This is a genomic window from Truepera radiovictrix DSM 17093 (assembly GCF_000092425.1).
Classification (GTDB): Bacteria; Deinococcota; Deinococci; order Deinococcales; family Trueperaceae; genus Truepera; species Truepera radiovictrix.
Genome location: NC_014221.1, coordinates 1,766,806 through 1,791,215, shown reverse-complemented (window position 1 = coordinate 1,791,215; position 24,410 = coordinate 1,766,806). Strand labels below are relative to the sequence as shown.

At 70.5% G+C, this 24,410-nt stretch carries 19 protein-coding genes; 8 read left to right on the top strand and 11 right to left on the bottom strand.

The genetic code is table 11. The features are described 5' to 3' along the window. Positions 1 to 9 precede the first annotated feature (9 nt). Positions 10 to 2,316, bottom strand: a complete 2,307-nt coding sequence (locus TRAD_RS08225; RefSeq protein WP_148221211.1) for a CRISPR-associated endonuclease Cas3'' — start codon at positions 2,314 to 2,316, stop codon at positions 10 to 12. Between the two features lie 366 nt (positions 2,317 to 2,682). On the opposite strand from TRAD_RS08225, the gene TRAD_RS08220 reads away from it, so the two are divergent. The 4 genes from TRAD_RS08220 (at position 2,683) to TRAD_RS15255 (ending at position 9,009) form a co-directional block, all read left to right on the top strand. Then, a complete protein-coding gene (locus TRAD_RS08220; protein WP_221401582.1) occupies positions 2,683 to 5,094 on the top strand; it encodes a penicillin acylase family protein in 2,412 nt (803 codons plus the stop codon). A gap of 55 nt (positions 5,095 to 5,149) precedes the next feature. After that, positions 5,150 to 6,211 (top strand): hypothetical protein, encoded by a 1,062-nt coding sequence (locus TRAD_RS08215; RefSeq protein ID WP_013178143.1) that lies wholly within the window; start codon positions 5,150 to 5,152, stop codon positions 6,209 to 6,211. 38 nt (positions 6,212 to 6,249) lie between these two features. After that, on the top strand, positions 6,250 to 8,085 hold the full coding sequence (locus TRAD_RS08210; RefSeq protein ID WP_041947808.1) for an ATP-binding protein: 1,836 nt from the start codon (positions 6,250 to 6,252) through the stop codon (positions 8,083 to 8,085). Positions 8,086 to 8,604: 519 nt separating this feature from the next. Continuing rightward, complete coding sequence (locus tag TRAD_RS15255) at positions 8,605 to 9,009, top strand: DUF6069 family protein (protein WP_013178141.1); 405 nt, start codon at positions 8,605 to 8,607, stop codon at positions 9,007 to 9,009. Here TRAD_RS15255 and TRAD_RS08200 read toward each other — a convergent pair. The 3 genes from TRAD_RS08200 to TRAD_RS08190 form a co-directional block, all read right to left on the bottom strand. Then, positions 9,006 to 10,118, bottom strand: a complete 1,113-nt coding sequence (locus tag TRAD_RS08200) for an NAD(P)/FAD-dependent oxidoreductase (protein ID WP_013178140.1) — start codon at positions 10,116 to 10,118, stop codon at positions 9,006 to 9,008. The genes TRAD_RS15255 and TRAD_RS08200 overlap by 4 nt on opposite strands. Positions 10,119 to 10,236: 118 nt before the next feature. Then, a complete protein-coding gene (locus TRAD_RS08195) occupies positions 10,237 to 10,473 on the bottom strand; it encodes a ferredoxin (RefSeq protein ID WP_013178139.1) in 237 nt (78 codons plus the stop codon). A 94-nt stretch (positions 10,474 to 10,567) separates the two neighbouring features. After that, complete coding sequence (locus tag TRAD_RS08190; RefSeq protein ID WP_013178138.1) at positions 10,568 to 11,251, bottom strand: Crp/Fnr family transcriptional regulator; 684 nt, start codon at positions 11,249 to 11,251, stop codon at positions 10,568 to 10,570. A gap of 32 nt (positions 11,252 to 11,283) precedes the next feature. Between TRAD_RS08190 and TRAD_RS08185 the strand changes: the two genes are divergently transcribed. The 3 genes from TRAD_RS08185 (at position 11,284) to malZ (ending at position 14,572) form a co-directional block, all read left to right on the top strand. Continuing rightward, positions 11,284 to 11,643, top strand: a complete 360-nt coding sequence (locus TRAD_RS08185) for a PALP domain-containing protein (protein WP_041947201.1) — start codon at positions 11,284 to 11,286, stop codon at positions 11,641 to 11,643. Between the two features lie 113 nt (positions 11,644 to 11,756). Then, positions 11,757 to 12,596, top strand: a complete 840-nt coding sequence (locus TRAD_RS08180; RefSeq protein ID WP_013178137.1) for a cyclase family protein — start codon at positions 11,757 to 11,759, stop codon at positions 12,594 to 12,596. A gap of 77 nt (positions 12,597 to 12,673) precedes the next feature. Next, positions 12,674 to 14,572, top strand: a complete 1,899-nt coding sequence (malZ, locus tag TRAD_RS08175) for a maltodextrin glucosidase (protein WP_013178136.1) — start codon at positions 12,674 to 12,676, stop codon at positions 14,570 to 14,572. A 5-nt stretch (positions 14,573 to 14,577) separates the two neighbouring features. On the opposite strand, the gene dprA is transcribed toward malZ, so the two are convergent. Further along, the gene (gene dprA / locus TRAD_RS08170) at positions 14,578 to 15,696 is read right to left on the bottom strand and encodes a DNA-processing protein DprA (RefSeq protein ID WP_013178135.1); all 1,119 of its coding nucleotides are present in this window, start codon (positions 15,694 to 15,696) and stop codon (positions 14,578 to 14,580) included. Between the two features lie 70 nt (positions 15,697 to 15,766). Then, on the bottom strand, positions 15,767 to 17,227 hold the full coding sequence (gene cysS, locus TRAD_RS08165) for a cysteine--tRNA ligase (RefSeq protein WP_013178134.1): 1,461 nt from the start codon (positions 17,225 to 17,227) through the stop codon (positions 15,767 to 15,769). Positions 17,228 to 17,468: 241 nt separating this feature from the next. On the opposite strand from cysS, the gene TRAD_RS08160 reads away from it, so the two are divergent. Then, entirely contained in the window at positions 17,469 to 18,059 is a 591-nt protein-coding gene (locus TRAD_RS08160) for an IMPACT family protein (protein ID WP_013178133.1), read from the top strand. A gap of 50 nt (positions 18,060 to 18,109) precedes the next feature. On the opposite strand, the gene TRAD_RS08155 is transcribed toward TRAD_RS08160, so the two are convergent. The 5 genes from TRAD_RS08155 to TRAD_RS08135 all read right to left on the bottom strand — a co-directional run bounded on the left by TRAD_RS08155 (position 18,110) and on the right by TRAD_RS08135 (position 24,369). Beyond that, positions 18,110 to 18,307 carry a hypothetical protein gene (locus TRAD_RS08155; RefSeq protein WP_013178132.1) on the bottom strand — a complete coding sequence of 66 codons (198 nt, stop codon included), beginning with the start codon at positions 18,305 to 18,307 and terminating at the stop codon, positions 18,110 to 18,112. A 252-nt stretch (positions 18,308 to 18,559) separates the two neighbouring features. Beyond that, entirely contained in the window at positions 18,560 to 20,134 is a 1,575-nt protein-coding gene (locus TRAD_RS08150; protein ID WP_041947200.1) for a hypothetical protein, read from the bottom strand. Beyond that, positions 20,124 to 20,753 (bottom strand): hypothetical protein, encoded by a 630-nt coding sequence (locus TRAD_RS08145; RefSeq protein ID WP_013178130.1) that lies wholly within the window; start codon positions 20,751 to 20,753, stop codon positions 20,124 to 20,126. Before TRAD_RS08145 ends, TRAD_RS08150 begins: the two co-directional genes overlap by 11 nt. Next, positions 20,750 to 22,456 (bottom strand): hypothetical protein, encoded by a 1,707-nt coding sequence (locus tag TRAD_RS08140; protein WP_013178129.1) that lies wholly within the window; start codon positions 22,454 to 22,456, stop codon positions 20,750 to 20,752. The genes TRAD_RS08145 and TRAD_RS08140 overlap by 4 nt, the downstream gene beginning before the upstream one ends. Positions 22,457 to 22,641: 185 nt before the next feature. Further along, positions 22,642 to 24,369: a phosphodiester glycosidase family protein gene (locus tag TRAD_RS08135; protein ID WP_185095150.1), complete on the bottom strand. Its 1,728-nt coding sequence runs from the start codon at positions 24,367 to 24,369 to the stop codon at positions 22,642 to 22,644. Between the last annotated feature and the right edge of the window lie 41 nt (positions 24,370 to 24,410).

Genomic DNA, 24,410 nt, shown 5'->3' with positions numbered 1-24,410 from the left:
TCTCTCCTTTCAGAAGCTCGTGAGGAGGTCGGTGTTGAATTCCGGCACGATGCCGAGCTTGTCGTGATACCTGGAACTCGCGGGCCACTCGCGCAGATAGGGCGGCTCCACCTTGCGCCACCGGGCGCGCTCTTCCAGCTCGGCGACCTTGCCGAGAAAAGGCTCGAGCCCCTTCGCCTGATACACCTGCAAGTTGACGGTGTACTGCTGCAGCGCCCGCCACGCGCGCTGGCGCTCCTCGCGATTTTGGCTGTCGCGGAGCGTCCCAAGGAGCGCCGTCACACGCACCGGGTCGTAGCCTCGGATGATGACCGGAAGCGTCTCGCCCTCGATCATCCGGTAGGCTTTAGCAACCTGTGCGAAATAGAGCTCGGCGTGCGCCTTTTGAAAGGGGCGCCTGCCGCCTGCCACCTCGACCTCGGGGGCCTGGCTGATGCGGCTGTAGACCTCTCGGAAGTAAGTTGTGAACACCGTCGGGTCGTGCAGGTCGGTTCCCGTTAGCTCGTTCTGGGTCAGCGTCGTTCGCACCTCGTAATCCCCTGGCGGCGTTCGGTGATCTTCGGGCAAGAAGACGATGACCTGGCCCAAGGTAGGGTTGTCGTTTTCGTCTTTCAACAAGCCCTCGCGGTTGCAGCGGCCTGCGGCCTGCACGATCGCCTCGAGCGGCCCCAGCGCGCGGTAGACGGTTGGAAAGTCCACGTTGATGCCAGCTTCGATGAGCTGCGTCGAGACGACGCGGCAGGGCTTGCCCAAGCCGAGGCGCTGCTTGATCACTGCTAGCTCACGTTGGCGGTGGGCGGGGCAGAGGTGGGTCGAGAGGTGAAAGTTCGCCTCATCTTCGCCGAGCAGGGTGTAGAGGTCGCTGGCGTGCTGGCGGGTGTTGACGATGCACAGCACTTGCTCTTTTTTCTTCAGCTCATCGGCAAGCTCAACCCAAGGTGTTGGCTCGGCAATGCGAAATGCGTACTCCACGCGCTTTAGAGCATTGAAGTAGCGGGCGGCGTCCGGCACCAGCTCGCGGATGCCTTTTAAAGCCGGGAAGCCCAGGCGCTCGTCCAGCGCGGGCTGGGTGGCAGTGCACAGCACGACGCTGCAGCGCGCGTACTTGACGAGGAAACTCAGGGCGTCGAGCGTGGGCTGGAGCAGGTTGGCGGGGAGGGTTTGGGCTTCGTCCAGGACGATGACGCTCCCTGAAACGTTGTGCAGTCGCCGCAGCTGCGCGGTGCGCGTGCCGAAGAGGGTCTCCTGAAAGAGCCGGACGGTCGTCGTGACAATGACGGGCGCGTCCCAGTTTTCGGTGGCGAGGTCGGGGGCGGTGGTCTGGTTTTCCTCGCCTTCTTTCGGCTCCTTGACCTCCAAGTTGCTGTGGTGCTCTAAGACCTTGAAGTCACACCGCTCGAGCACCTCCCGAAAGACCTTGGCGGTCTGGTCGATAATGGTCGTAAAGGGCACGGCGTAGATGACGCGCCTCAGCCCGTGCTGCCTAGCGTGCTCGAGGGCAAACGCGAGCGAGGTGAGCGTTTTGCCGCCCCCCGTGGGCATGGTGAGGCGGAAAAACCCAGGGGGAAGCGCCGCGTTGCCGAGGGCTGAAGCGTACATCTCCCGGCGCAGCGCGTTGATGGGCTGCGGGTCTTTTCCGTCCTCAGCAGCCTTTTCGTCCTGGTCAGCTCGCACGCGCTCCAGCAGCTGCCTCATTTCGTCCTGCTCGGCGGCGTGCTGGTTTCTCAGTTCGGCTTTGCTCGGGTTGCCGTGCGCTTCGGTGTCGAGGCGGTCGGCATCGACCAGAGCGCTGAGCAAAAAGCGGATGAGAAAGGCTCGAGCGGTCTTGTCGAGCGGCAAGTCGGGCAGCGGTTCATCGAGTAGCGCCTCGAGTTCCGGCAGCTCAGCGATAGCGCGTTCCATGAGCGTTTCGACTTCGGCGAGGTCAGTGCCTTGTAGCCGCCTGAGCAGCGCGTCGACGTCGTGCAAGCGCCCGTGGTGGCTGGCGATGACGAAGGGCACTTCCGAGGCGGTTTCCCTGTCCATCTCTAGCAGCGCTTGCACGAACTTCGCCCCGGCGTCGCTATGTTCAAGCGCCCGTCGTGGAAACGCCTCCGGTCGCTGAGTGTGTGGGTTCCAACCCAAGCGGTGCTCCTGAAAGCCATCACGATATTTGCCGAGGTCGTGCAGGTAGGCCGTCAGCTTGGCGTAGGGCCTCAGTTCCGGAACGCTCTCGAAGAGGTAGCGCAGGTGATGCTCGAGCCGCGCGCTCACACCTTCAGCATGAGCTTTAAGCGTTTGCCAGCGCGGATTCTCTTCGCTGGGACTGTGGGCCATGTAGCGCGTCACGGCCCTCTCCGGGTCCGTGGGTGCGGGCCTGGGGGCGCTACCCGCCCGGGCGCTCTAGAGCGTTCGCCACCACGAACGGCGAAACGCTTTCCACCGCGTAACACCGACCGCGACTCCGACGTTGGGCTTTTCATCCTAGACCTCACAAAGCGATGAGAAGACGTCACGACAAAACCACACGCCTCGAGGGTGACCCCTGGGGTTGGGTCTATCGTAAACTGTCTACATAAACTAACGCGTATGATTTTTGATGGCAAGTTTGCGCGGCGTTCGCTAGGGCGCGTCGCCGTGACGGCGGTGTGGTCAGGCGGCACCTCGCGTCGGGGGTGACGTGCGTTAAACTGTCACGCAAACGTGAAGACGTCACCCTCCTCACCCTCCGCTGCGCGCTGGTTTGTGCGCGTCGTTACCTGGACGCTGGCGCTGCTCTTGCTGCTCCTGTTGGGGGCGTTTTTCTACCTGCGCACCTCGCTCCCGCAGGTGCGCGGGACGCTGACGCTGCCCGGGCTCCGCGCACCCGTCGAGGTGGTGCGCGACCGGTACGCGGTGCCGCACATCTACGCGCAGAGCACCGAGGACGCGCTCTTTGCCCTCGGTTTCGTGCACGCGCAGGACCGGCTTTTTCAGATGGATTTTCAGCGGCGCGTCGGGGCGGGGCGGCTCTCCGAGGTGCTGGGCGAAGCGACCGTGGACACCGACCGTTTTTTGCGGACGCTCGGGGTCTACCGGGTCGCCGAGCGCACGCTGCCGAACCTCTCGGCGCAGGCGCGGGGGGCGCTGGGGGCCTACACGGAAGGGGTCAACGCCTTTTTGACGACGCGGCGCGGGGCGCTGCCGCCGGAGTTTTTGATCCTGGGCTACGAGCCCGAGCCCTGGGCGCCCGCGGACTCGCTCGTCTGGATGAAGATGATGGCCTGGGACCTGGGCGGCAACTGGGACGACGAGCTCTTGCGGGCGCGGCTCCTGCGCCTGCTGCCGCCGGAGCGCGTCGCCGAGCTGTGGCCGCCCTACCCCGGCGACGCGCCGGTCGCGCTGCCGGACTTTTCCGCGCTCTACCGCGAGCTGCCCTTAGACCGCCTCTGGGCCGTTTCGCTCAAACCGCTGCCGCCGGGGGCGGGGTCGAACAACTGGGTGCTCTCGGGTGCGCGCACCGCGACGGGGGCGCCGCTGCTGGCCAACGACCCGCATTTGGGGTTGCAGGCCCCCGCGCTCTGGTACTTCGCGCACCTCTCCGCGCCAGACCTGGAGGTGATCGGGGCCACCCTGCCGGGGCTGCCCTTCGTGGTGTTGGGGCGCACCGACCGCATCGCCTGGGGCTTTACGAACACCGGGCCGGACGTTCAAGACCTCTTTATCGAGCGCCTCGACCCGGATGACCCGACGCGCTACGAGACGCCAGGCGGCTTTGAACCCTTCGAGGAGCGGCTCGAGGTGATCCGCGTGCGCGGCCAAGAGGACGTCGTCGTGCGGGTGCGCGAGAGCCGCCACGGGCCCGTTATCTCCGACGTGGTAGGGGCCGCCGAGGAGGTCGCGGCGTTTTCCGGCGAGGCGTACGTGCTGACGCTCGCCTGGACCGCGCTCCGCGAGGATGACCGGACGTTTCAGGCGGGGCTGGCGCTCAACCGCGCGCGCACCTGGGAGGATTTCGTCGAGGCGCTGCGCGACTTTCACGCGCCGCAGCAGAACATCGTCTACGCCGACATCGAGGGCAACATAGGCTTGTACGCCCCCGGCCGGGTGCCGATCCGGGCCTCGGGCGACGGGCTGGTGCCGGTGCCGGGTTGGACGGGAGACTACGACTGGACGGGCTTCATCCCCTTCGAGGAGCTGCCGCACGCCCTGAATCCCCCCTCGGGGCAGCTGATGACCGCCAACCACAAGCTCGTAGGCGACGACTACCCGCACTTCATCACCCACGATTGGGCGGAGCCGTACCGCGCCGAGCGCATCGAGCTGCTGCTCGCGGGGCAGCCGCAGCACACCCTCGGGAGCTTTCGCGCGGTGCAGGCGGACGTCCACTCGCGCATGGCGGCGGAGTTTTTACCGGTGCTCCTGACCGCCCCCGTCGAGGACGCGGGGGCGCGGGCGCTGCAGGAGCTGCTCTTAAGGTGGGACGGCGAGATGGCCGCCGAGCGCCCCGAACCGCTGGTCTTTTCCGAGTGGTACCGCTCCCTGACGCGCCTCGTCTTCGAGGACGAGCTGGGGGCGCTCTTCGAGGACTTCTGGGAGTTCCGGCCGCTCTTGATGCGCCACGTGCTGGCGCGTAGCGAGCGCTGGTGCGACGACGTGCGCACGCCGCGGCGCGAGACGTGCGACGAGCTCGCCGCGCGCGCCCTCACCGAGGCGTCGGTGCGGCTACGCGAGCGCTACGGCGCCGACCCGGACCGCTGGCGTTGGGGCGAGGTGCACTACGCCGACCACGATCACCTGGTGTTCGCCAACACCCCCCTCGGCCGCCTTTTCAACCTCCGCATCCCAAATGGTGGCGACGCGTTTACGGTGAACGCCGCGCGCTACGCGCTCGCGCGCGAGGGGGCGGCGCAGACCTCGGGGCCGGGGTACCGAGCGCTCTACGACCTGTCAGACCTGGAGCGCAGCCGCTTCATGCACCCCACCGGGCAGTCGGGCAACGTCTTCTCGCCCTTTTACCGGAACCTGCTCTCAAAGTGGCGCGACGTCGAATACCTGCCGATGCTCACCGACCGCGCGGCGGTGGCGGAGGGGGCCGTGGGGACGCTGCGGCTCGAGCCCGCCCGCGAGGAGTAGGCGTCGGCCCCGCTACGGGGTGTCACCCGCGCGGGCAGCTACGGTAAGCTAACCCATGCGACTCAGGCTCGACCCTTGGGCGATGGAGTACAACACCGCCTATCACGCCGAAAGCTCCCCGGAGGCGCGCGCAGGGGTGGACGTGCGCTGCGAGTGCGACGCGTGGCGCCCCATCCGCCCGGCGCGCGCCGAGACCCTTTGGCGCGACCTCTTCTTTCTAGACGGCAGCCGCCGCGTCGAGGCGCGCGTCTTGCTCGAGGAGGGGTCGGCGCAGGTCGCTTTCGGGGCGCTCGGCTCCTACGGTGTCGGGGTGGTCTCGTGCTGCGCGCGCGGGGACCGCGCGGCGGCGTTTTTGTGCGACCCCGAGACCCTTTTCGTCAAACGGGTGTGCGCCCTAAGCAGCGGGCAGAGCACCGCGCCCTTCGTGATCGCCGCAACGCGTTCGTGCTTGGGCCAGCTCGAGTACGCCGTGCTGGAGACCGACGAGCGCGATTCGGACGCGGTGATCCGGCGCGTGCAGCAGGAGATGCTCGCCGCCGAGAGAAAGCTCGCCTCGCGGCTCCTGTCGCGCTCCCCCGAGGCGCTCGTGATCTGCGACGGGCCGCGCCCGCTCGTGGGCGGCGAGCCGAACGTGGTGGGGTACCTCAAGACCATCTTCGAACCCAAAGTCGGCGAACGGGAGCTCGACGTGGTGCGCGCGCTCGAGCAGGGCGAGCGCTCACCCCTCTACCTGGTGCGGACCCAAGACCCCGAACACAGCTACTTCGAGTGGTTCGTGCGCCTGCGCGACCCGCGCCCCTGGCTCTACAGCCTCGCCGGCATGGTGCGCTTGCAAGCCTACGCGGGGCCGAACGCCGAGGGCCGCCTCGCGTGGGCGCAGAACCTCGCCGATTGGAGCTGCTTGACGCTGCCGCGCTTTGCGAGCCGCCAGCACCAGGACCCGCGCGCGCCGCAGCAGCTGCTGCCCATCCGCGCGCTTGAACGCGAGCTCGCGAGGCGGATGGGGAGCGCGCAGGTGATCCGCCGCCGGGTGATGCGGCACCTGGCACAGCAAGAAGGGGTAGCCCAGGAGGGGGCGCGGCGAGCACCACGCACCGTGAGGAGGGGCGAAGCGTGAGCCACGACCGCAGCGCGCCGGACACGGCGCCCATCGGGATGGTTTTGGGCACCGAGGACGCGACCCCCTTGGCGTTTTGGTTCGGCGTCGCCGAGGGGGTCAAGGTGCAGCTCGACGACCTCGTCTACGTCGCCGTCGCCGACCCCGCCGAGGCGGGCGACACGGTGCGCTTTTACGGTGTCGTCGACGAGGTGCGGCGGCGTTTCGAGGGGGTGCAGTTCGACGGTGACACCGAACTCGTCACCGAGGGGCTCCTGCCCGCCAACGTCGCCTACGCCGCGCACGTGCTCGTGACCCGCGTCGAACCCGAGGACTACATCCCCCCGACGCCCGGCGACCGCGTCTTCGCGGCGACCGGAGCGGCGCTCGAAAAGGCGCTCTACGTCGACAGCATGGAGGCGCCCCTGCCCGCAGGCGTGTTGCGTAACGGCGAGCCGGGGTACCTCAACTACGACTTTATCAGCGGCCAAAAGGGCGCGCACATCAACATCTCGGGGATCTCGGGGATCGCCACGAAAACCTCCTACGCGCTCTTTCTGCTCTTTAGCATCTTTCACGCGCGCCACCCCAAGACGGGGGCGAGCTTGCTCGAGAACCCGAACGGCTCCAAAGCGCTCATCTTCAACGTCAAGGGCGAAGACCTGCTCTTTTTGGACCAGAAAAACCGCACGTTCGCCGAGGCCGAGCGCAAGTGGCAGGAAAAGCACCGCTCGGCGCGCACCCGTTACGACCTCCTGGGGCTCCCCACGCGCCCGTTTGAGAGCGTCGGTCTGCACGCCCCCGCCGCCGAAGGGCGCACCCTGCAGGCGAGCACGAAGACCCGCGAGGGGGTCGCGCCGTACCTCTGGACGCTGCACGACTTCGCGCGCGAGCGGATGCTGCCTTTCGTGTTGGCCGACAAGGACGCCATGACCAACCTGGGCTTTTTGGTCGCGCACGTCGAGGAGCGGCTCTACGCGCTCGCGCAGGCGCAGCGGGGCCCGCACCTCGAGGTCGAGGACGAGGACGCGGGCTTCGTGCCCGAGGGGTCGCGCGACCTCTACGGGCGCGGGCGCATCGACCCCGACGAGGAGGTGTCGGTAGAGAGCCTGGGCCCTAGAGCGCGCCTGAAAACGTTCGACGACCTGGTGTCGTACCTAGAGTACAAGCTGCTCCTCAAAGACGCCGAGGGGGACGACGGCAAGGGGGGCGACCGCCGCTGGACGGCGAACCAGGCCAGGGCGACCCGCGAGGCCTTCGTCCGCCGTTTGCGCGGGGCCGCCAAGCACCTGCGGGCGCTCGTGCGCGGCGACCTCTCGGCCCGGGAGGCGGCGCGCGCGCGCCTTGATATCTTGGGGAGCCCCGAGCAGGTGCACGTCGTCGACATTCACGACCTCGCGCCCCTGGCGCAGATGTTCGTCGTGGGGGTGCTGCTGCGCAGCGTCTTCGAGGCGCAAGAGGCGCGCAGCGGCCGCGGTCAGGTCTTCGTGGTGTTGGATGAGCTCAACAAGTACGCCCCCGCCGAGGGCGACTCGCCCATCAAGGACGTGCTTTTAGACATCGCCGAGCGCGGGCGCAGTTTGGGCATCAGCCTGATCGGAGCGCAGCAGACCGCCAGCGAGGTCGAGCGCCGCGTGGTGGGTAATGCCGCCGTGCGCGTCGTCGGGCGCTTGGACGCGGCCGAGAGCGAACGCGCCGAGTACCGCTTTATGCCGCGCTCGTACCTGGGCCGCGCGACCATCTTGGCGCCTGGCACGATGATCGTGCACCAACCCGACGTGCCGCAGCCGATGATGCTCAACTTTCCCTTTCCAGCCTGGGCGACGCGCAAAAAGGAGTGCGACACGCGCGTCTCGGACGACGAGGCGTTGGGCGTCTTGGGGGAGCTGGGGTAGAGCGCTCCGCGCTGGTCCCTGACCCGCAGACGGGTGGGCTCAGAGGCCGCTCTCGTTCGGTGCGGCGCGCGTAGCTGACGGCCCGGTGACGGCGCGACAGCCCAGAAGGGCGCAGCGTGACCCGTTCGGCGGGCGCGAGAACGGGCGCTGCGCCGCCGTGTGCCGCCAAGTACGGGGCCCAAGTACGCAACCTACTATACAGCCCGGTACACAACCGTAGACAACAGATGCGCGCCCATGTGTAGAGCAGGCACGTCACAGGTCTCTATCCGGAATACACGTCGCCCTGCGGGGGGCTGCGAGCGGCTCGAGGATGCGGTACAATAGACGCCGTACCCTTATCGTCTTGTTCGACCACGTGCCCCTCACACGGCACCTCCTTGGGGGGCCAACGCGCTCTAGGAGCGCTACCAAACGTTACGACCGTTGCTACCGGTATCGTCGCGGCGCTTGCTTCAAGGCGCTTGTCGATGTGAGAGTTTAGCTGACGAGCTGACACCTGCTACAGAAAGGAGCGCGATGTACGCCACGGCCCGCCCCAAAAGACGCCGCCTGTTACGCGACACGCTCGTCGCCGCCCCCTTGGGGGCCGCCGCGAACGCGCTCCTCTTTTACGCCAGCGCCGCCTTCGGGGCGTTTCCGCAGAGCGTGCTCGTGCCGCGCGCCAATGCGCCCTTTAGTGTGGTTCCCGTGATCGTCTTTACCCTCATCGGGGTGTTGGGGGCGGCGCTGATGTTTTGCTTGGTCCTCTGGGCGACGCCGCGCCCCAAACGCGTCTTCTGGACGGTCGCGGCGCTCGTTTTTACGCTGATGTTCTTTACGCCCTTCTCCATTCCGGGCGCGCCCGTGGGGATGATCGTGGTGCTCGAGCTCATGCACGTCGTCGCGGCGGCCGCCGCGCTCTGGCCGGTCGCGCGGGCTTAAAAGAGGGCCGCTTCGGGCGCCGGTTGGGCGAGGGCGAGGCGCGCCGCGAGGCGCCCCAAAAGGGCCCCGATGACGTTGCCCGTACCGCTGTAGCCGCCTATGGCCCACACGCGCGGCCGCACCTCGCGCAGCACCGGCAGCCCCGAGGTGGTGTAACCGACCGGTGCGGCCCAGCGGTGGGTGATGGGCGCCCGGACGCCCAGCTGCTCGCGCAAAAAGCGCTCGAGCCGAGCCTGCACGGTCGGCGAGGGCTCCCACTCGGCCTCGCCGCCCGCGTCCCGGAAGCCACCTAGCGCGACGCGCCCGTCGGGGCGCTGCTGCCAGTACTCGTAGCCCCAACGGGCGTAGACGGGCCGGGGGAAGTGAACCTCGTGCGTCGGCGCCGTGGCGAGCATCTGGAGCCGCGCGGTGCGGACCGTGCCGGCGAGCTCGGGGAGGAGCCGCTCGAGCCGCCCGTCGATGGCCACCACGACCCCGTTGCACCGCACCCGCCCCTTGGGGGTGCGCACCAGGGTGCCCGAGAGGCCGAGGGCGGGGCTCCTTTCGAACAGCGCCGCGCCCTGCGCCTGCGCCCGGCGGGCGAGCGCGCGGCAGCGCGCGAGGGGGTTCACGACGCCGTCGGTGGAGAAGAGGAGCCCCCGCCCCTCGGGGCCTCGGTACCGCGCGACCGGCAGGGCGTCGGCGCGCATCGCCGCGTACTGGCGCTCGCAGTCGTGTTCTTCTTCGGGGGAGAGGGCGATCCGCAGGCTTCCCGGGCGGTGGACCAGCTCGGGGGTGAGCGCCTCTATGTGGTCGAGCTCGGTGAGCGTAAGGGTGTAGAGCGCCTTTGCGCGCTCCCGGCCGAAGCGGGCGACGGCGTCGTGGTAAAAGGGCGCGAGCCCGGCCAGCAAAAAGCCGCCGTTGCGCCCCGCGGCGCCGCCCCCCACGGCGAGCGCGTCGAGCCCGACGGCGCTCACGCCGTGCTCGAGGAGCGTGAGCAGGCAGCTTAAGCCGGAGCCGCCCAAACCGACGACGCAGACCTCGGCTGTGACCTCGCCCTCCAAGGGGGGGAGGGGCGTCCAGGGGTGGTCGTCCCAGAGGGGTTGGTTGGGGTGGGCCGAGGTCTCCATCAGGCCGTCATAACACGTGCGCGCCGACCTGTCACGCGCCGGGCGAGGAGCCAAGGCGCTAAAAACGCGTGGGCAGCGCTGCCCACGCGGACGCGAGGTGCTGGGTGTGGCCGCGCCGCTACACCCCGGCGAGGTCGTAGTTTTTCTGGATATAAGACGCCCACTCGCTCGGCACGTCCTCCTCGGGGTAGATGGCGCTCACCGGGCAGGCGGGGACGCAGGCGCCGCAGTCGATGCACTCGTCGGGGTGGATGTAGAGCTGGTCTTCGGCCTCGTAGATGCACTCGACGGGGCAGACGTCGACGCAGGACTTGTCTTTGACGCCGATGCACGGCTCGGTGATGATGTGAGGCATGGGTCTCCTTTCGGGTCCGCCGCGCGCGTGCTGGGCGAACCGTCTTTAAGGTACGTGCCGCGTCGGGTGGGCGCCATGACCTAGGTGGCCGCCGCTACCGGCTCGCCGAGCGCGCCAACTCGCGCAGCGCGGCCGCGTCGACGCGCTCGACGGTGCGCCGCTCGAGCTGCACCGCGCCGGTCTGCTGCAACCGCGTGAGGTTGCGGCTGACGAGCTCCGGCACCGTGCCGAGCTGCGCGGCGATGCTGACGTTCGTCTCGAGCGCAAACGGCACCCCCTGCTCGGCCCGCTCGAGCAGGTATCCCGCCAAGCGGTGGACGACCTCCTGAAACGAGAGCTGCTCGACGAGCCACACGAGCCGGCGCAGCCGCCGCCCCACCCGCCGCAACAGGTGCAGGGCGATCGCGGGCCGTTCGTGCAGCACCGCCATCAGCGCGTGCTGTTCGAGGAGCAGCGTGGTGGTGGGCTCGATCGCCTGCGCGCTGGCGGGGGAGAGCCCCTCGTCGAGCGGCGCGAGGTCGGCGACGGCGGCGAAGGGGCGCTCGAGCGCCAAGATCACCTCGCGGCCGCTCTGCGGCGACAGGATAAAGGTCTTGACGCAACCCGAGGTGACGATGTGGAGCCCTTCGGGCTTTTCGCTCACCCAGAAGAGCACCGCCCCCTTGGGGTAGCGGCGCTCTTGCGCGATCGCGGCGAGCGCCGCGAGGTCGTCCTCGGGGAGTTTGGCGAAGAGCGGGCAGTGGGCGAGGGCCTCGAGGGGGCGCACCGAGTCAACCATGACCTTAGTGTAGGGGAGCGCCGGCGTCGGGGGTGTGGCCCTCGCAGGCTGTCGGCCTCGGCGCCGCCGCCAACCCCGGGATGACCCGCGCCGCCGTCGCGAAGATCGCCCGCCAGACCGCCCAGCGGGTGGGGCGGGAGACGAGGACGAACGTCCTCGAGCTGCGCTTTGCCGGGCCCCTTTGCGGCGTCCCGGACGAGGGGGCGCTAGCGGCGATTCGCATGGGTGCCGAGCTCGAGGCGATGATCACCGACCCGGTCTACGAGGGCAAGTCGCTAGCGGGGCTTATTGGGTTGGCCCGTTCGGGGGAGATCCCCCCGGGGAGCCGGGTGCTCTACGTGCATTTGGGCGGCGCACCCGCTTTGGACGCCTACCGCAAAGCGTTCGCGTAGGCGGCCGCGCCAGCCCCTATACTTTTGGGCAGGACCCGTCCGGTCGGCGCGGCGAGGGGCGCCCGTTTGGCGGGTGGCGCGCGTTACGGGGGCGGGGCCGCTAAGAGGTTGGTATGTGTCCACCCGGCGTTTTACGGCACGTTCACCAGGCGCTGAGCCGCCGCGACCTCTTCAAGCTCGGGGCGGGGGCGGCGCTCGCCGGGGCGTTTCCGGCAGCGACCCGCGCGCAAGCGGCCCGCACGCTGCGTTTTGCCAACCTGCGTGTTGCCCACGTGCAGGACCTCACGCACCCCCTCTCGCCGCGCTTTCCGGTGTTTCCCGCCTACGAACCCATGCGCGTGACGAAGCTCTTCGACGTGGAAGCCGACGGCTTTTTCGCCAACCGCTGGGACCTCGCCGAGCACACCGGTACGCACCTCGACGCGCCCGCGCACTTTATCGCGAACGGGGTCGCGGCCGACGGGCTCGAGCCCGAGAGCCTGCTTGCGCCGGTCGCCGTCATCGACCTCCGTGAGCGGGCGGCCGCGGATCCCGACACCGCCCTAGGGGTCGACGACCTCACCGCTTGGGAGGCCGAGCACGGCCCCCTGCCAGACGGCGCGGCGGTCTTTCTCTACTCGGGGTGGGACGCCCGCGCGGGCGACGCCAGAGCGTTTTTAAACGCCGACGCCGAGGGCACGCTGCACTTCCCGGGCTTCTCCCCCGAAGCGGCCGCGTTTCTCGTCAGCGAGCGCCGCATCGTCGGGGTCGGCGTCGACACCCCCTCGCTCGATATCGGCGCGGCGACGCGCTTCGACGCGCACGTCGCGGTGCTCGGCGCCGGGCTGTGGGGCCTGGAGAACCTCGCCAACCTCGGCCGCCTGCCGCCGCTGGGCGCGACCGTCTTCGTCGGCGCACCTGCCGTCGCGGGCGCGTCGGGGGGGCCGGCGCGGGTGTTGGCCGTGTGGTCGTAACGGGCCATCACGGGTCATCACGGGTCGTGGCGCCCTGAGGGTGAGCGCGTAGGTGGCGGCGTGTTAGGGTGCGGCGCATGCACCCGCCGCACCCGACGCCTCACGCGCTCGCCCCACACGTGCTGCACTACCCCCTCGCCGACCGCTGCTTGCACGAGGGGCGCGCGACCGTCTCGCTCCGCCTGCCCCGCGCCTTGCAGCCCGTCTGCGTGTACGTCCGCAGCGAGCCCAACAACGAGGAGCTGCTCTCGAAGCTCGAGCCCGTCGGCGCGCACGGCCCCTGGGAGCGGTGGTCCGGCCCCTTGCGCCTCAACCCCGCCGACCCCGTGACGCGCTACGCCTTTAAGGTCGTGCTGGAGAGCGCGCAGCTCTGGGTGAGCGAGGCGGGTGTGACGCCGCACGCTCCCGAGCGCGACCTGCACTTCCGCTGGAACCCGCGCTACGTCCCCGCACGTTGGGTGTGGTCGGCGGTCTTTTACCAGATCTTCCCCGACCGCTTCTGCGACGGCGACCCCAGCAACAACGTCTCGAGCGGCGCTTATCGCTACGAGGGCAAACCCGTCGTGGCCAAAACCTGGGACGAGCGGCCCGTCCGGGGGCAAGGGGCGCGGGAGTTCTACGGCGGCGACCTCCAGGGGATCACCGCCAAGCTGCCCTACCTGCAGGACCTGGGCGTCACGGCGCTCTACCTAAACCCCATCTTCACCTCGCCGAGCTCGCACAAGTACGACACCGTCGACTACCTCCAGGTCGACCCGCACCTCGGCGGCAACGACGCCTTCGCCTCGCTCTGCGCGGCGCTGCGCGCTCGCGGGATGCGCGTCGTGCTCGACGCGGTCGTCAACCACACCTCCGAGCGCCACCCCTGGTTCGACCGCTACGGCGAGGCGCTCGAGCCGGGCGCCTACGGCCACCCGGAGGCCCCGACGCGCGGCTTTTACACCTTCGTAAAAGATGGTGCGGAGGGGGGAGAGGACGTTCTGGAGGCCGAGGGCGTCGTGCGCTCGGACGACCCCTACCACGGCTGGCTCGGCGTCGCGACGCTGCCCGTCCTCAACTTCGCCCACCCCGAGGTGCAGCGCCGCGTGTACAGTGACCAGAACGCCCTGTTGCGCGTCTGGCTGCGGCCGCCCTACCGCATCGACGGGTGGCGCTTCGACGTCGCGCACATGATCGGGGAGGGCCCGGGGGCGCGCAACAACGCCCGCTACCTGCGCGCCTTCCGCCGGGCGGTGCGCGAGGAGAACCCCGAGGCGTACGTGTTGGGGGAGCACTTTTTCGAGGCGACCCCTTGGCTCCAGGGCGACCAGGAGGACGGCGCGATGAACTACTACGGGTTCACGGCGCCGCTGCGCGCCTTTTTGACGGGGCGCGACCACCGCGCCCACCCGGTGCGCGTCGACGCCGCCGACCTCGGGGCGATGCTCGCCCGCGCGCGCGCGAAGCTGCCCTTCGAGCACCAGCTCTCGCAGCTCAACCTCCTGAGCAGCCACGACATCCCGCGCCTGCAGACCGAGCTGGGCGGCGACACCGCCCTGCACCGGCTCGCCGCGACGGCGCTACTGACCTACATCGGCGTGCCGTGCCTCTACTACGGCGACGAGGTCGGTTTGGAGGGTAGTCACGACCCCGACAACCGCCGGCCGTTTCCCTGGGACGCGGCGTGGGACGAAAGGTTGCGGGCGCACTACCGGCGGCTGATCGCGCTGCGCCGCGGGAGCAGGGCGCTGCAGGAGGGCGGTTTCGCCGAGCTCTACGCGCGCGGGGACGTCTACGCGTTCGCCCGCATCCTCGGTGAGGAGCTCGTCGTGGTGGTGCTCAACCGGGGACCGCAGACGCGTGTGGCGCTGCCGCTGGACGCGCTGGGGCGACCCGCAACGCGCCTGAGGTCGCTGTTTGACGGCGCCGAGGTCGCGGTCGAAGGGGTGCTCGAGGTGACGCTGGCAGCGCGCGCGAGCGCGGTGTTCTGCGGTTAAGGGCGCTACAGCGCCGCGTAACGCCCGCTCGGGAGGCTGCGGACGAGGCCCTTAAGCTCGAGCGTCATCAGCGCGCTCAGCAGCTCGGGGGCGGCTCTGCCGGTCGCCGTGACGAGGTCGTCGAGGAGCGGTTCGCCCCCCTGGCGGATGGCGGTGAGGAGCTCCTGGGGGAGGCCGGTGAGCTCCGGCGCGTCGCGCTTCGGGGGCGCGCTCGGCGCCCGACGCCACCCGAGCTCGCTCAAGATGTCGTCGGCGCGCTCGGTCAGCACGGCGCCCTGCTTGAGGAGCTCGAGCGGCCCCGCGGCGCGCGGGTCGCGGGCGCGGCCGGGGACGGCGAAGACGGTGCGGCCCTCCTCGAGCGCGAACTCGGCGGTGATGAGAGCACCCGACGTGACCCCCCCCTCGACGACGAGCACCCCGCGCGCGAGCCCGCTGATGATGCGGTTGCGCCCCGGGAAGTGTTCGGCGCGGGGCGGCGTGCCGAGGCGGTACTCGCTCACCACCGCCCCGCCACCGTCGGCGATGCGCCGCGCCAAGCGCGCGTTCTGGGCCGGGTAGGGCCGGTCGACGCCGGAGCCCAGCACGGCGACCGTCGCGCCGGGCGCAGCCTCGAGCGCGCCCTCGTGCGCGGCGGTGTCGACCCCGAGCGCGAGCCCCGAGACCACCACGACGCCGGCTCGGGCCAGCTCGCGCGCGATCTCGCGGCTCAGCTCGAGGGCAAAGGGGCTCGCGCGCCGCGTGCCGACCACGGCCACCGCGCGCACCGCGTCCAGGTCGCCCTGCAGGTGCGCGGGCAGGGTCCCGCGGACGTAGAGCACGGGTGGCGGGTCGTAAATCCCCCGCAGGCTCGCCGGGTAGTCGGGGTCATCTAACGTGAGGAGCTGCACTCCCAGCCGCTCGGCGCGGGCGCGCTCCTCGGCGGCTCTGCGCTCCCCCTCGGCGCGAAACGCCACGATCGTCTGGGCGAGCTTCGGGCCGACCCCCTCGACCTCCCTGAGCGCCCCGGCGGAGGCGTCAGCCAACGAGGCGGCGTCGCCGAAGTGCTCCAGGAGCGCCTTGAGCTTGCGCGGGCCCAGGCCCGGGGTAAACGCGAGGGCGAGCAGGGGGGAGGGCGTCGGGGGCACGCGGGCACTCTACCGCCCGCTGCGCGCGCCCCCTATAAAGTTTTTGGCTTGGCCGGTGGCTTCGGGTTTGCTACAGCGTCTCCGCCTCGGTTTTGGGCACCCCCCGCTTCCAGCGCACGCCGTCCGGGGTGTCCTCGAGGACGATGCCGAGCGCCGCCAAGCGCTCGCGGATGGCGTCCGCGGTGGCGAAGTCGCGCCGCAGCCGCGCCTCTTGCCGCTGCGCGCTGATGAGCTCCACGAGGCCGCTGACGAGTTCGGCGTCGCCCTGCGTCTCCGCCGCACCCCCGAGGATCCCCAAGACGCCCCCCGCGGCGTCGTCAAAAAAGCGTTTGGCGGCGCGCAGCGTCGCCTGGTCGGCGCCCCGCGCGAGCGCCGCGTTCGTTTCGCGAAGGGCGTCGTAGAGCACCGCGAGCGCCTGCGCCGTGTTGAGGTCGTCGTTCATCGCCGCCTCGAAGCGCTCGCGGTAGGGGCTCGGGTCCGCGTCCTCGTCACCTCCGTCCTCGACCGCCCGCGCGAGCGCCGCGTAACCCTCCCGCAACCGCCGGAGCCCCTGCGCGGAGGCCCGCAAGCTCGCCTCGGAAAAGTCCGAGACCGAGCGGTAGTGCGTGCCCAACAGGTGAAAGCGCACGGCGATGGGGTCGAAGCGCCTAAAGAGCTCCTCGAGCGTGACGAAGTGCCCCTTGGACTTCGCCATCTTCTCGCCCTCTAGCGTCACCATGTTGAAGTGCAGCCACACGCGCGCAAAGGGTTTGCCCGCCGCTTTCGCCTGGGCGAGCTCGCACTCGTGGTGCGGAAAGATGAGGTCCAAGCCGCCGCCGTGAATGTCGAACGCGTCGCCCAGGTATTTGGTGCTCATCACCGAGCACTCGATGTGCCAACCCGGGTACCCTTCGCCCCACGGCGACGGCCAGCGCATCAGGTGCCCGCCCTCGGCGCGCTTCCAGAGGGCGAAGTCGCGCGGGTCGTCCTTGTCGCTCCGGGTGGCGATGCGGGTGCCCTCGACGAGGTCGTCCACGTTGCGCCCCGAGAGCTCGCCGTAAGTCTCCCACGCCGAGACGTCGAAGTAGACGTTGCCGCCCCGCTCGTACGCGAGCCCGCGCTCCAAGAGGGTCTGCGTCATCGCGATCTGCTCGGTGATGTGCCCCGTGGCGCGCGGCGTGATGTCGGGGCGGCGCACGCCGAGCTTGGCCATGGCGTCGAAGTAGGCCCAGAAGTACTTGTCGGCGATCTCCATCGGCTCTAGCTGCTCGAGCTTGGCGCGCTTTAGGAGCTTGTCCTCGCCGTCGTCGGCGTCGTCCGTTAAGTGCCCGACGTCGGTGATGTTGGTGACTAGGCGCACGCGCAGACCGAGGTACTCGAGGTAACGGCGCAGCACGTCGAACAAGATGGGCCCGCGCGCGTGCCCCAGGTGGGGCTCCGAGTAGACCGTGGGGCCGCACAGGTACATCCCGACGTGACCGGGGGTGATTGGTTCGAAGGGCTCTTTGCGGCGGGTCAGGGTGTTGTAGAGCTGTAGGGGGGTTGCAGGCATGAAAAAACTGTCCTCATCGCGGAGTTATGGTCGTGCGGGCATCGTCGTCTGCGGACGCGTCGGGATAGCTGACCTTAGGGTGCGCGCGTCGGCGATGGTGCCCGCGACCGGCGCCTCAAAACGCAGGGCGAAAGGTCGCGGGCTGGGCCGGGCGACATCGCGCGGTTTGAGGGCGAAGCGGGCGCATGGGGCGAGTGTAGCACGAGCTGAAAACGCGCTGGGCAAAGGGTAGAGTAGCGGGGTGGGTTACCTGACGGTAGCGAGAGCCTGGAGGCGCGAGGAGCTCGTCAAGGGAAGCGCGTTTATCGCCTTTGTGACGCCGGTAGCGAGCGTGGCGGAGGCGCTCGAGCACCTCGCGGCCGTGCGCGCCGAGCACGCCGAGGCGACTCACAACCCCTATGCGTACCGCGTCGGCCCGGAGGTGCGCTTTTCGGACGACGGCGAGCCGGGGGGCACAGCGGGGCGGCCGATGCTCGAGGTTTTGCAAAAGCGCGGTCTGGACCACGTGCTCGCCGTCGTGACGCGCTACTACGGCGGGACCAAGTTGGGCGCCGGCGGGCTCGTGCGGGCGTACGGCGGAAGCCTCGCTAGAGCGCTCGACGAGGCCGGGTGCGCCGAGGTTCGCGAGACGGTCTCGCGCACGGTCTGCGCGCCCTTTAGCGACCTCGACGCGGTGCACCGCCTTTTAAACGACTGGCCGGGGCTCGTCAAGGGGGAACCGGCGTACACGGCGGCGGGGCTTAAGCTGCGCGTGACGCTCTTCGCCGAGGACGAGGGGGCGCTGCGGGAGGCGCTCACGCAGGTGACGAGGGGGGCGGCGCGGCTCGCGTAACACGTCAAAAGCCCCGGCGGGGTGTCGGGGCTTTTGGGGGCTCTAACCGCCTAGCGCGCCCAGACCCGTTTGCCTTGACTGTCGAGGCGGAGCGAGGAGGCGTCGTCGTTGCCGAAGTTTTTACCGTTGACTTTGCCGTCGGTGACACCGGCGGCGTAGATCTCACCAGCGTTCACGCGCTTGTTGGTCACGTTCAGTTCGGCCGTGCTCGTCCACGCGGCGCGACCTGCCGGGGTGTACTTCCTCACCAGGTAGTCGGCGTCGAGACCATCGAAGCCATAGCCACCTACATAGATGTTGCCGCTGCTGTCGGTGGCGACGTCGCTATAAATCTACCGCAGCGCGCTGTTGCCAGAGGCGTCGGCCGCTGCTGCCATGCTTCGAGAGGGTGGCGGTGTAGTGTTCGTCGTAGAGGTGCCCAGCTACGTAGACGCTGTGTAAGCCATCTCAAAAAGCCTCAAACCGCATGTATGGCCGTTAGCAGTTGCTAGCCGGGACCCTTAGCGGAAGTACTCGCGCACGATGTCCTGGTACTCCAGGGGCAACCGCCCTTCGCGGATCGCCTCCTCGGCGGCGCGCGCGTACTCGGCGGGCTCTCTGGAGCTAGGTAGTACGAAGTTCTCCGTGCCGGGTTGCAGCACCTCGCCGCGCTGGCTGGGGCCGTCCTCGCCGCGCACGCCGGGGAGGCGTTGGAGGGGTCCTTGGGGGGGATCGCCGAGTCGGTCCTGGGGTTCGCCGGCCGCGTCCTCGCCTCCACCCCCCTGCGCGGCGCCCTGCGCGGCGTCGCTCGGCGCGTCGCCGGCGGTCTCTGCGCTGCCGCCCCCGCCGATCTCCGCGCCGCTCTCTTCGGGGGCGCTAGGGCTCCCCGCCGCGCCCTCACCGACCGCCTCGTCGCCCGTAGCTTCGTCGCCCTGCAGCCCCGCCTCCTCACCGGCCTCTGGCGAGGGTGCGCCCTCGGCCCCCGCCCCCCCCGGAGGTGGCGCTGCGGGGGCGTCTTGGGGGGCAGACCCCTCGCCCGAGCCTGAGCCGTCTTCTGCCTCCCCGGCCGCGCTCTCCGCGCTGCCCGCCTGTCCGGCGTCGTCCCTTGCCCCGCCGCCTTCCGCCTCGTCGCCGCCGGTATCGCCAGCCGACGGTTCCGAGGCCGCCTCCTCGGGCGGGGCGGTTTCCGTGCCGCGCTGCGCGTCCGCTAGGTCACGGCCGTCGAGGGTCTCGGCGTCGCCGAAGCGCATCTCGGGGGAGAGGTCGTCGGGGGGCGCGCCGAGGCTGCCGAAGGGGCTCGTTGGGCGCGTCTGGGGGGCACCTTCGGCCGCCTCGAGCTCGGCGAGCGAGCTGAGGTAGCGCTCGAGCGCTGCCGCCTCACCCACCTCGCCGGACGGGGCGCCCGCCTCGCCGCTGCCGCCCGCACCTGCCCCGACGCGAGCTTCTGAAGGCGTCTCCTCCGCAACCGGATCGCCCGCGGCGCGACCGGAGGGGGTTGCAGCGGACGCCTCCTCCGAGGGTTCTGCGGCGGTCGAAGGCTCCGGCGGGGGTGGGGCAGGGGTGTCACCGCCTCCATGAGGGGTAGAGGGGGTGCCGAAGGGGGTTCTGAGTGGCGCCCCGAGGTTGGGCACCGGTAAGGCGGGCAGGAGCGCGAAGAGCGTGGCGAGCACCACGAGTGGGAGCCACCAGGGCTGCGTCGGGGGGGGCGCGAGGCGTTTGGCGCTCGCTTCGGCGCGGCGCCGCACCGCTGCCCCGAGGCCGTAAGGGTCCTCCTGGGGGGGGAGCTCGAGCGCCGTGCGGTAGGCGAGCCCCGACTGCGCGTCGATCCAGCTGAGGGCCCAGGCGTGGGCGCGCTCGTCCGTGCGTTTGGGGCGCCAGAGGTACCCGAGCGCGAACGCGAGCGCGAGCGCCAAGAGGTGATAGGGCAGCGGCGCGGCGAGCGCCCAGGCGACGAGCGAGGTGGCGAGCGCGAGGCCACCCCCCCGCAGGAGGCGCGCGCCAGCGCGCCGCCGCTGCGCGAGCTGCTCGTGCAGGAGGGGTCCACCGCGCGGGGGGTAGGGCCCCGGCGTCTGCCGCTGGCTCGGTCTAATCTGCATGGATCTCATTATGCCCCGCCGGGTGCGCCGGCGCGCGCGTCAGCAGAACGAGCGTCAGGCCGCCGAGCAGGGCCATGGCGCCGACGTGCGGGAGCGAGACCCCCCCCGCGACCGCGACCGGGCTCAGCACGGCGCGTCCGAGCCAGACGTCGAAGCTGATCGTGCCGACCAAAACGAGGGGGGGGATGAGCGGCAGCGCCGCCCGCGCCCGCGCCAGCGCGCGCCCGCAGACGAGGCCGACGCCGAAGTAGCCGAGCACCCCTAGCGGCCTCGTGACGAGCGACCACCAGAGGGGCGCTTCGGGGTGCGTGGCGGCGTAGGTGGTGAGCTCGAAGGGGAGCCCCAGCGCCCAAAAGACGAGCGGAACGCCCAGCGCGGCGCAGCTTGCCGCTCGGGGCGCCAGCGCGACGCTCCCGCCGTAACCGACGCTCAACAGCAGCAGCGCGCCGGCTTTTACCTGAACGAGGGTGTACCAGCTGTCGTTGGGCCCCGGCGCGGTCGGCCAGGTGATGGCGACGGCAAAGAGCAGGAGGCCGAAAAAGGCCATGAGCAGCTGCAGCGTATCGCCGCGCGTTAGCAGGTCGCCAAGACCCGTTCCGGGCGCCTGCTGCGCGTTCACGGCAGCCTCTTTCGGTCACGGCCGCTAGGCCGGTGGTTAGAGCCGCTAACCGAGCGGTCACGGCCGCTAGGCCGGCGGCTAGAGCCGCTAACCGAGCGGTCGCTACGCGCAACTTCGTACTCACGGCCGCTAGGCCGGCGGCTGGAGCCGCTAACCGAGCGGTCACGGCCGCTAGGCCGGCGGCTGGAGCCGCTAACCGAGCGGTCACGGCCGCTAGGCCGGCGGCTGGAGCCGCTAACCGTAGGGAGCGCCACGAGGACGAGGTCGCCGTCGCGGGCGAGCGCGCTGCCGCGGGGGAGGTGGGGTAAGAGCGGGGTGTAGGCGTCGGGGGGGAGGTTGTCGCCGAGTTCGGGGCGGAGGCTCGAGTCCGCCGCGAGCGCCTTCTGCTGGCCGCGGCCGAGGATAAAGAGGTCTTCAAGAGCGCGGCTGCCGGCGTTGATGAGTTCATCTCCGCGCCAGTAGAAGCGGGCGTCTTCGAGCTCGGGGCGGCGCGCGAGGAGGAGCGCCTCGTAGCGTCCGAGAGACAGCCTGAGCCCCGAGGGGCTCAGCGTGGGCACGGCGCTCGGGGGCACCGTGCGCGGCGAAGCCACCTCGTCGAGCGGGTAGAGGAGGCCGTAACGTTCGGTGTCTAGCGTCAGGTCGCGCCGCGCGGGCGAAAAGAGGCCGCGCCCCTCGAGCCGTTGCGCCAGGGGGCCGCCGGCGAGCACGAGCGTGCGCGCCTGCTCCTGCACCACTTCCTCGCCGCGCAGCGCCCAAAAGCCCGCCAAGCTCCCCACGGTGGCGAGCAGCAGCGCGCTCCAGAGGCCCGGTAGGCGCCCGTAGCGCACCAGCAAAAGGGCGGCGAGGGCGTAGCCGAAGAGCGCCCAGAGGAGCGTGCTGGGGGGCAGGTGCGGGGGGGGAGCGGCGAGGTCGGGGGTGAGCAGGGCGGCTTCGAGCGTCCGCCGCTCGAGGCGCGGCAAGCCCGCGAGGAGCGCCGCGGCCTCCTCGCGTTCGCTCCGCGCGAGCCACCCCGCCCCTAGGCGCTGCAGGGGCGCCCCGAAGAGGGCGTCGTAGCCCTCGGGGAGCGGGGCGTTGCCGGTGGGCTCTAAGAGCAGTACGGTGCTGCCGCCGGCGGCGGCAGCGGCGAGCGCGGCGGGCGAGGAGGGGGTCAAGGTGTCGCCGACGACCACGGTGGCCACCCCGTCAAAGGCGCTCGCGCGCTCCGGCAGCGCCCCGTAGACCTCGAGCACCCGCGCGTCGGCGTCGAAGAGGTCGCGTTCGGCGCCCAGGGTGCGCGACAGCACCAGGTGCAGGGGGCGCGGGTCGAGGCGCCGCCGCTCGACGCTCCCGCTCGCGAGCACCCGGTCGGGGGTGCGCACCGACCACACGAACTGCTGCCAGGCGGGGATGAAGATGACCTCTTCAAAGGTGCGGCGTCCACCGCCGCCCGCTAAGGGGGCGCGAAAACGCAGCCAGCGTTCGCCGCCGCGCAGCGTGCCGCGGTCGAGCTCAAGGAGCAGCTCGGCGTCGGGCGCGTCGCGCAAACTCACGCGTACGGGGTTCCAGGCGTCGGCGACGATCTCACCCTCGAAGCCGAAGACCACCTCGACTTCCACCTCGAACTGTGCGAACGCGGCGCCGCATCCGAGCAGCCACGGTAACAGTAGCCGCGGCAGCACCCGCGCTGCGAGCCGGCCCCAAGACCGCTTGGCGTTGTTCAGCACCCCCTTACTCTACCGGACCCGGTGCCGGCTATCGTGAGGCCGTTGACGGCTTCTCCTCTCCGGTGGGCGCATAGGGTTGGCAGGGGCTTCGTCACGCATGGCCCGTGAACCACAAGCTACCAGCCGCAGGCTACTCGCCGGTTGGGCGATAGAGCGGTTGGACGGCGCACGAAGGGCAACAGAACCTAGTCCGCGTGCCTTTCGCGCGCCGTTTCGTCACGCGCGGCGACCGGGGTCGCGGCAGGCGAAAAGACGATGGCGGAGGCGATGGGGCGCTGGGAAAAGGCGGGGCGGTTGATCACCTCGCCGGCGGCAAAGAGCGTGCTCGAGCCACCCGAATCCATCTGCAAGGCGCTCTCGGCGCCGAGCGAGAGAAAGAGCGGTACGAGCTCGGCGGCGGTGAGCTCGGTAGCGGTGAGTAGCAGCACGGTGCCGTCGTCGCGGACGCCGACCGCGGCGCGGGTGGTGCGGCGGTTGACGTTGCTGTTGGGGTCGAGGGGGTCGAACGCCTCGAGCTCGGGGGTGTAAGCGGGTTTCCCCCCTTGCACGAGGAGCGGCCCGGCCTCGACCGCCTCGGGCGCAAAGGCGAACGCCCGCGGCGTCAGCCGCAGCTCGAAGCTTAAACGGTCGCCCGCGTCGAGGAGGGCCAGGGGGCGCTCCTCCGGCGCGTACGACAGGACAAACCCCCCCGGCGGCACGGTGCGTGGCCCGACCTTGTTCTCTAAAACCCGCTCCCCGCGCACCACGAGCGCTCCCCACCGCGGACTCCCGACGGTCTCGCCCGGCGTGGTAAAGAGCGCCACCTTGCCCGTCTGCGGGAGGCGGTAGGGGTGGCCGTTAAGCGAAAAGCGCAGCTCGGCCTGCAGCCGACCGATGAGGGGGCGGCCGAAGCCGAAGCCGATGGCCGCGCGGTTGCGCGTCGGCAGCGAGCGCGTTTCCCCCGCTGACTTCAGAAAACCGATGGTCTGGCCCGTTTGGGTGTTGAAGTAGCTCGCGTTAAGGCCGACGAGCGCCCCCGCCGCGAGGTCGCTCAGCACCTGCGCCCCCGCGGGCGCCTGCACGACCTCGAAGCGCCCGCTGCCGGGGGCGATCTCGACGAGGTCGACGCGGCTCGTACCGGCGACCGTGGGGTGGCTAAAGCGCCGCAGCGTCACCCCTGGAGCGAGCGTGCGCGTCGCGCTCGGCGCCTCGGGGGTGAGGCCTAAGAGGAGGCGCTCGCGCAGGTCGAGCTGGGCGTCGGCTGCGGCAGGGGTTTTGACGTCGGCTTCGACTTTGGCTTCGTCACCGACGTCGACCCCGGCTGCGATATCGGCTGCGATATCGGCGCTCAGGTCGACGACCACGCGGCTCGGTTCGCGCAGCGCAAACGCCTCGAAAGAGAAGGCGGGACCGCGCAGCTCGAGCCGCGTCCCTTTGGCTTCCGCACGGACGGCGAGCGCGATCCCTGCGACCTGGGTGGGCAGGTCGCGGGGGAGCAGCAGGGGTGGCAGAAAGAGGGTGAGCGGCTCCTGCGGGCCGACCGCGCCGGTGCGCCGCACCCGTTCGAGCGCGCCCTCGCTCAACCCCTCGAGGTCGAAGACGATGCGCACCGCGCTGCCGCTACTCGAGCGCACCCCCGTCAGGCGCGGCAGCGTCACCCCGAGCGCCGCGAGCGCCTCCGCCGGCAGGTAGACGGCGCCTTGGTCGAGCACGGGCGCTGCGGCGGAGGCCGCGAGACCCTCGCCGAGCCACCCCAAGCCGGGCGTGTAGGCCAGGGTGCGCCCCGCGTAGGTCACGGTGACGCTCCCTTGCGCTTCGTGCGCCGTGGCTCCCGGCAGCGCGAAGAGGGGTTGCGCCCACGCCCCCGCGCCCGCGGCGAGCGCGAGGAGCCAGACGAGCGCGCGCCCCCCCCCGCGTCGGAGGGCGTTACGCACGCGCGCGGTCACCTGGACAGCCCGGTGGTCGTTGGACGAAG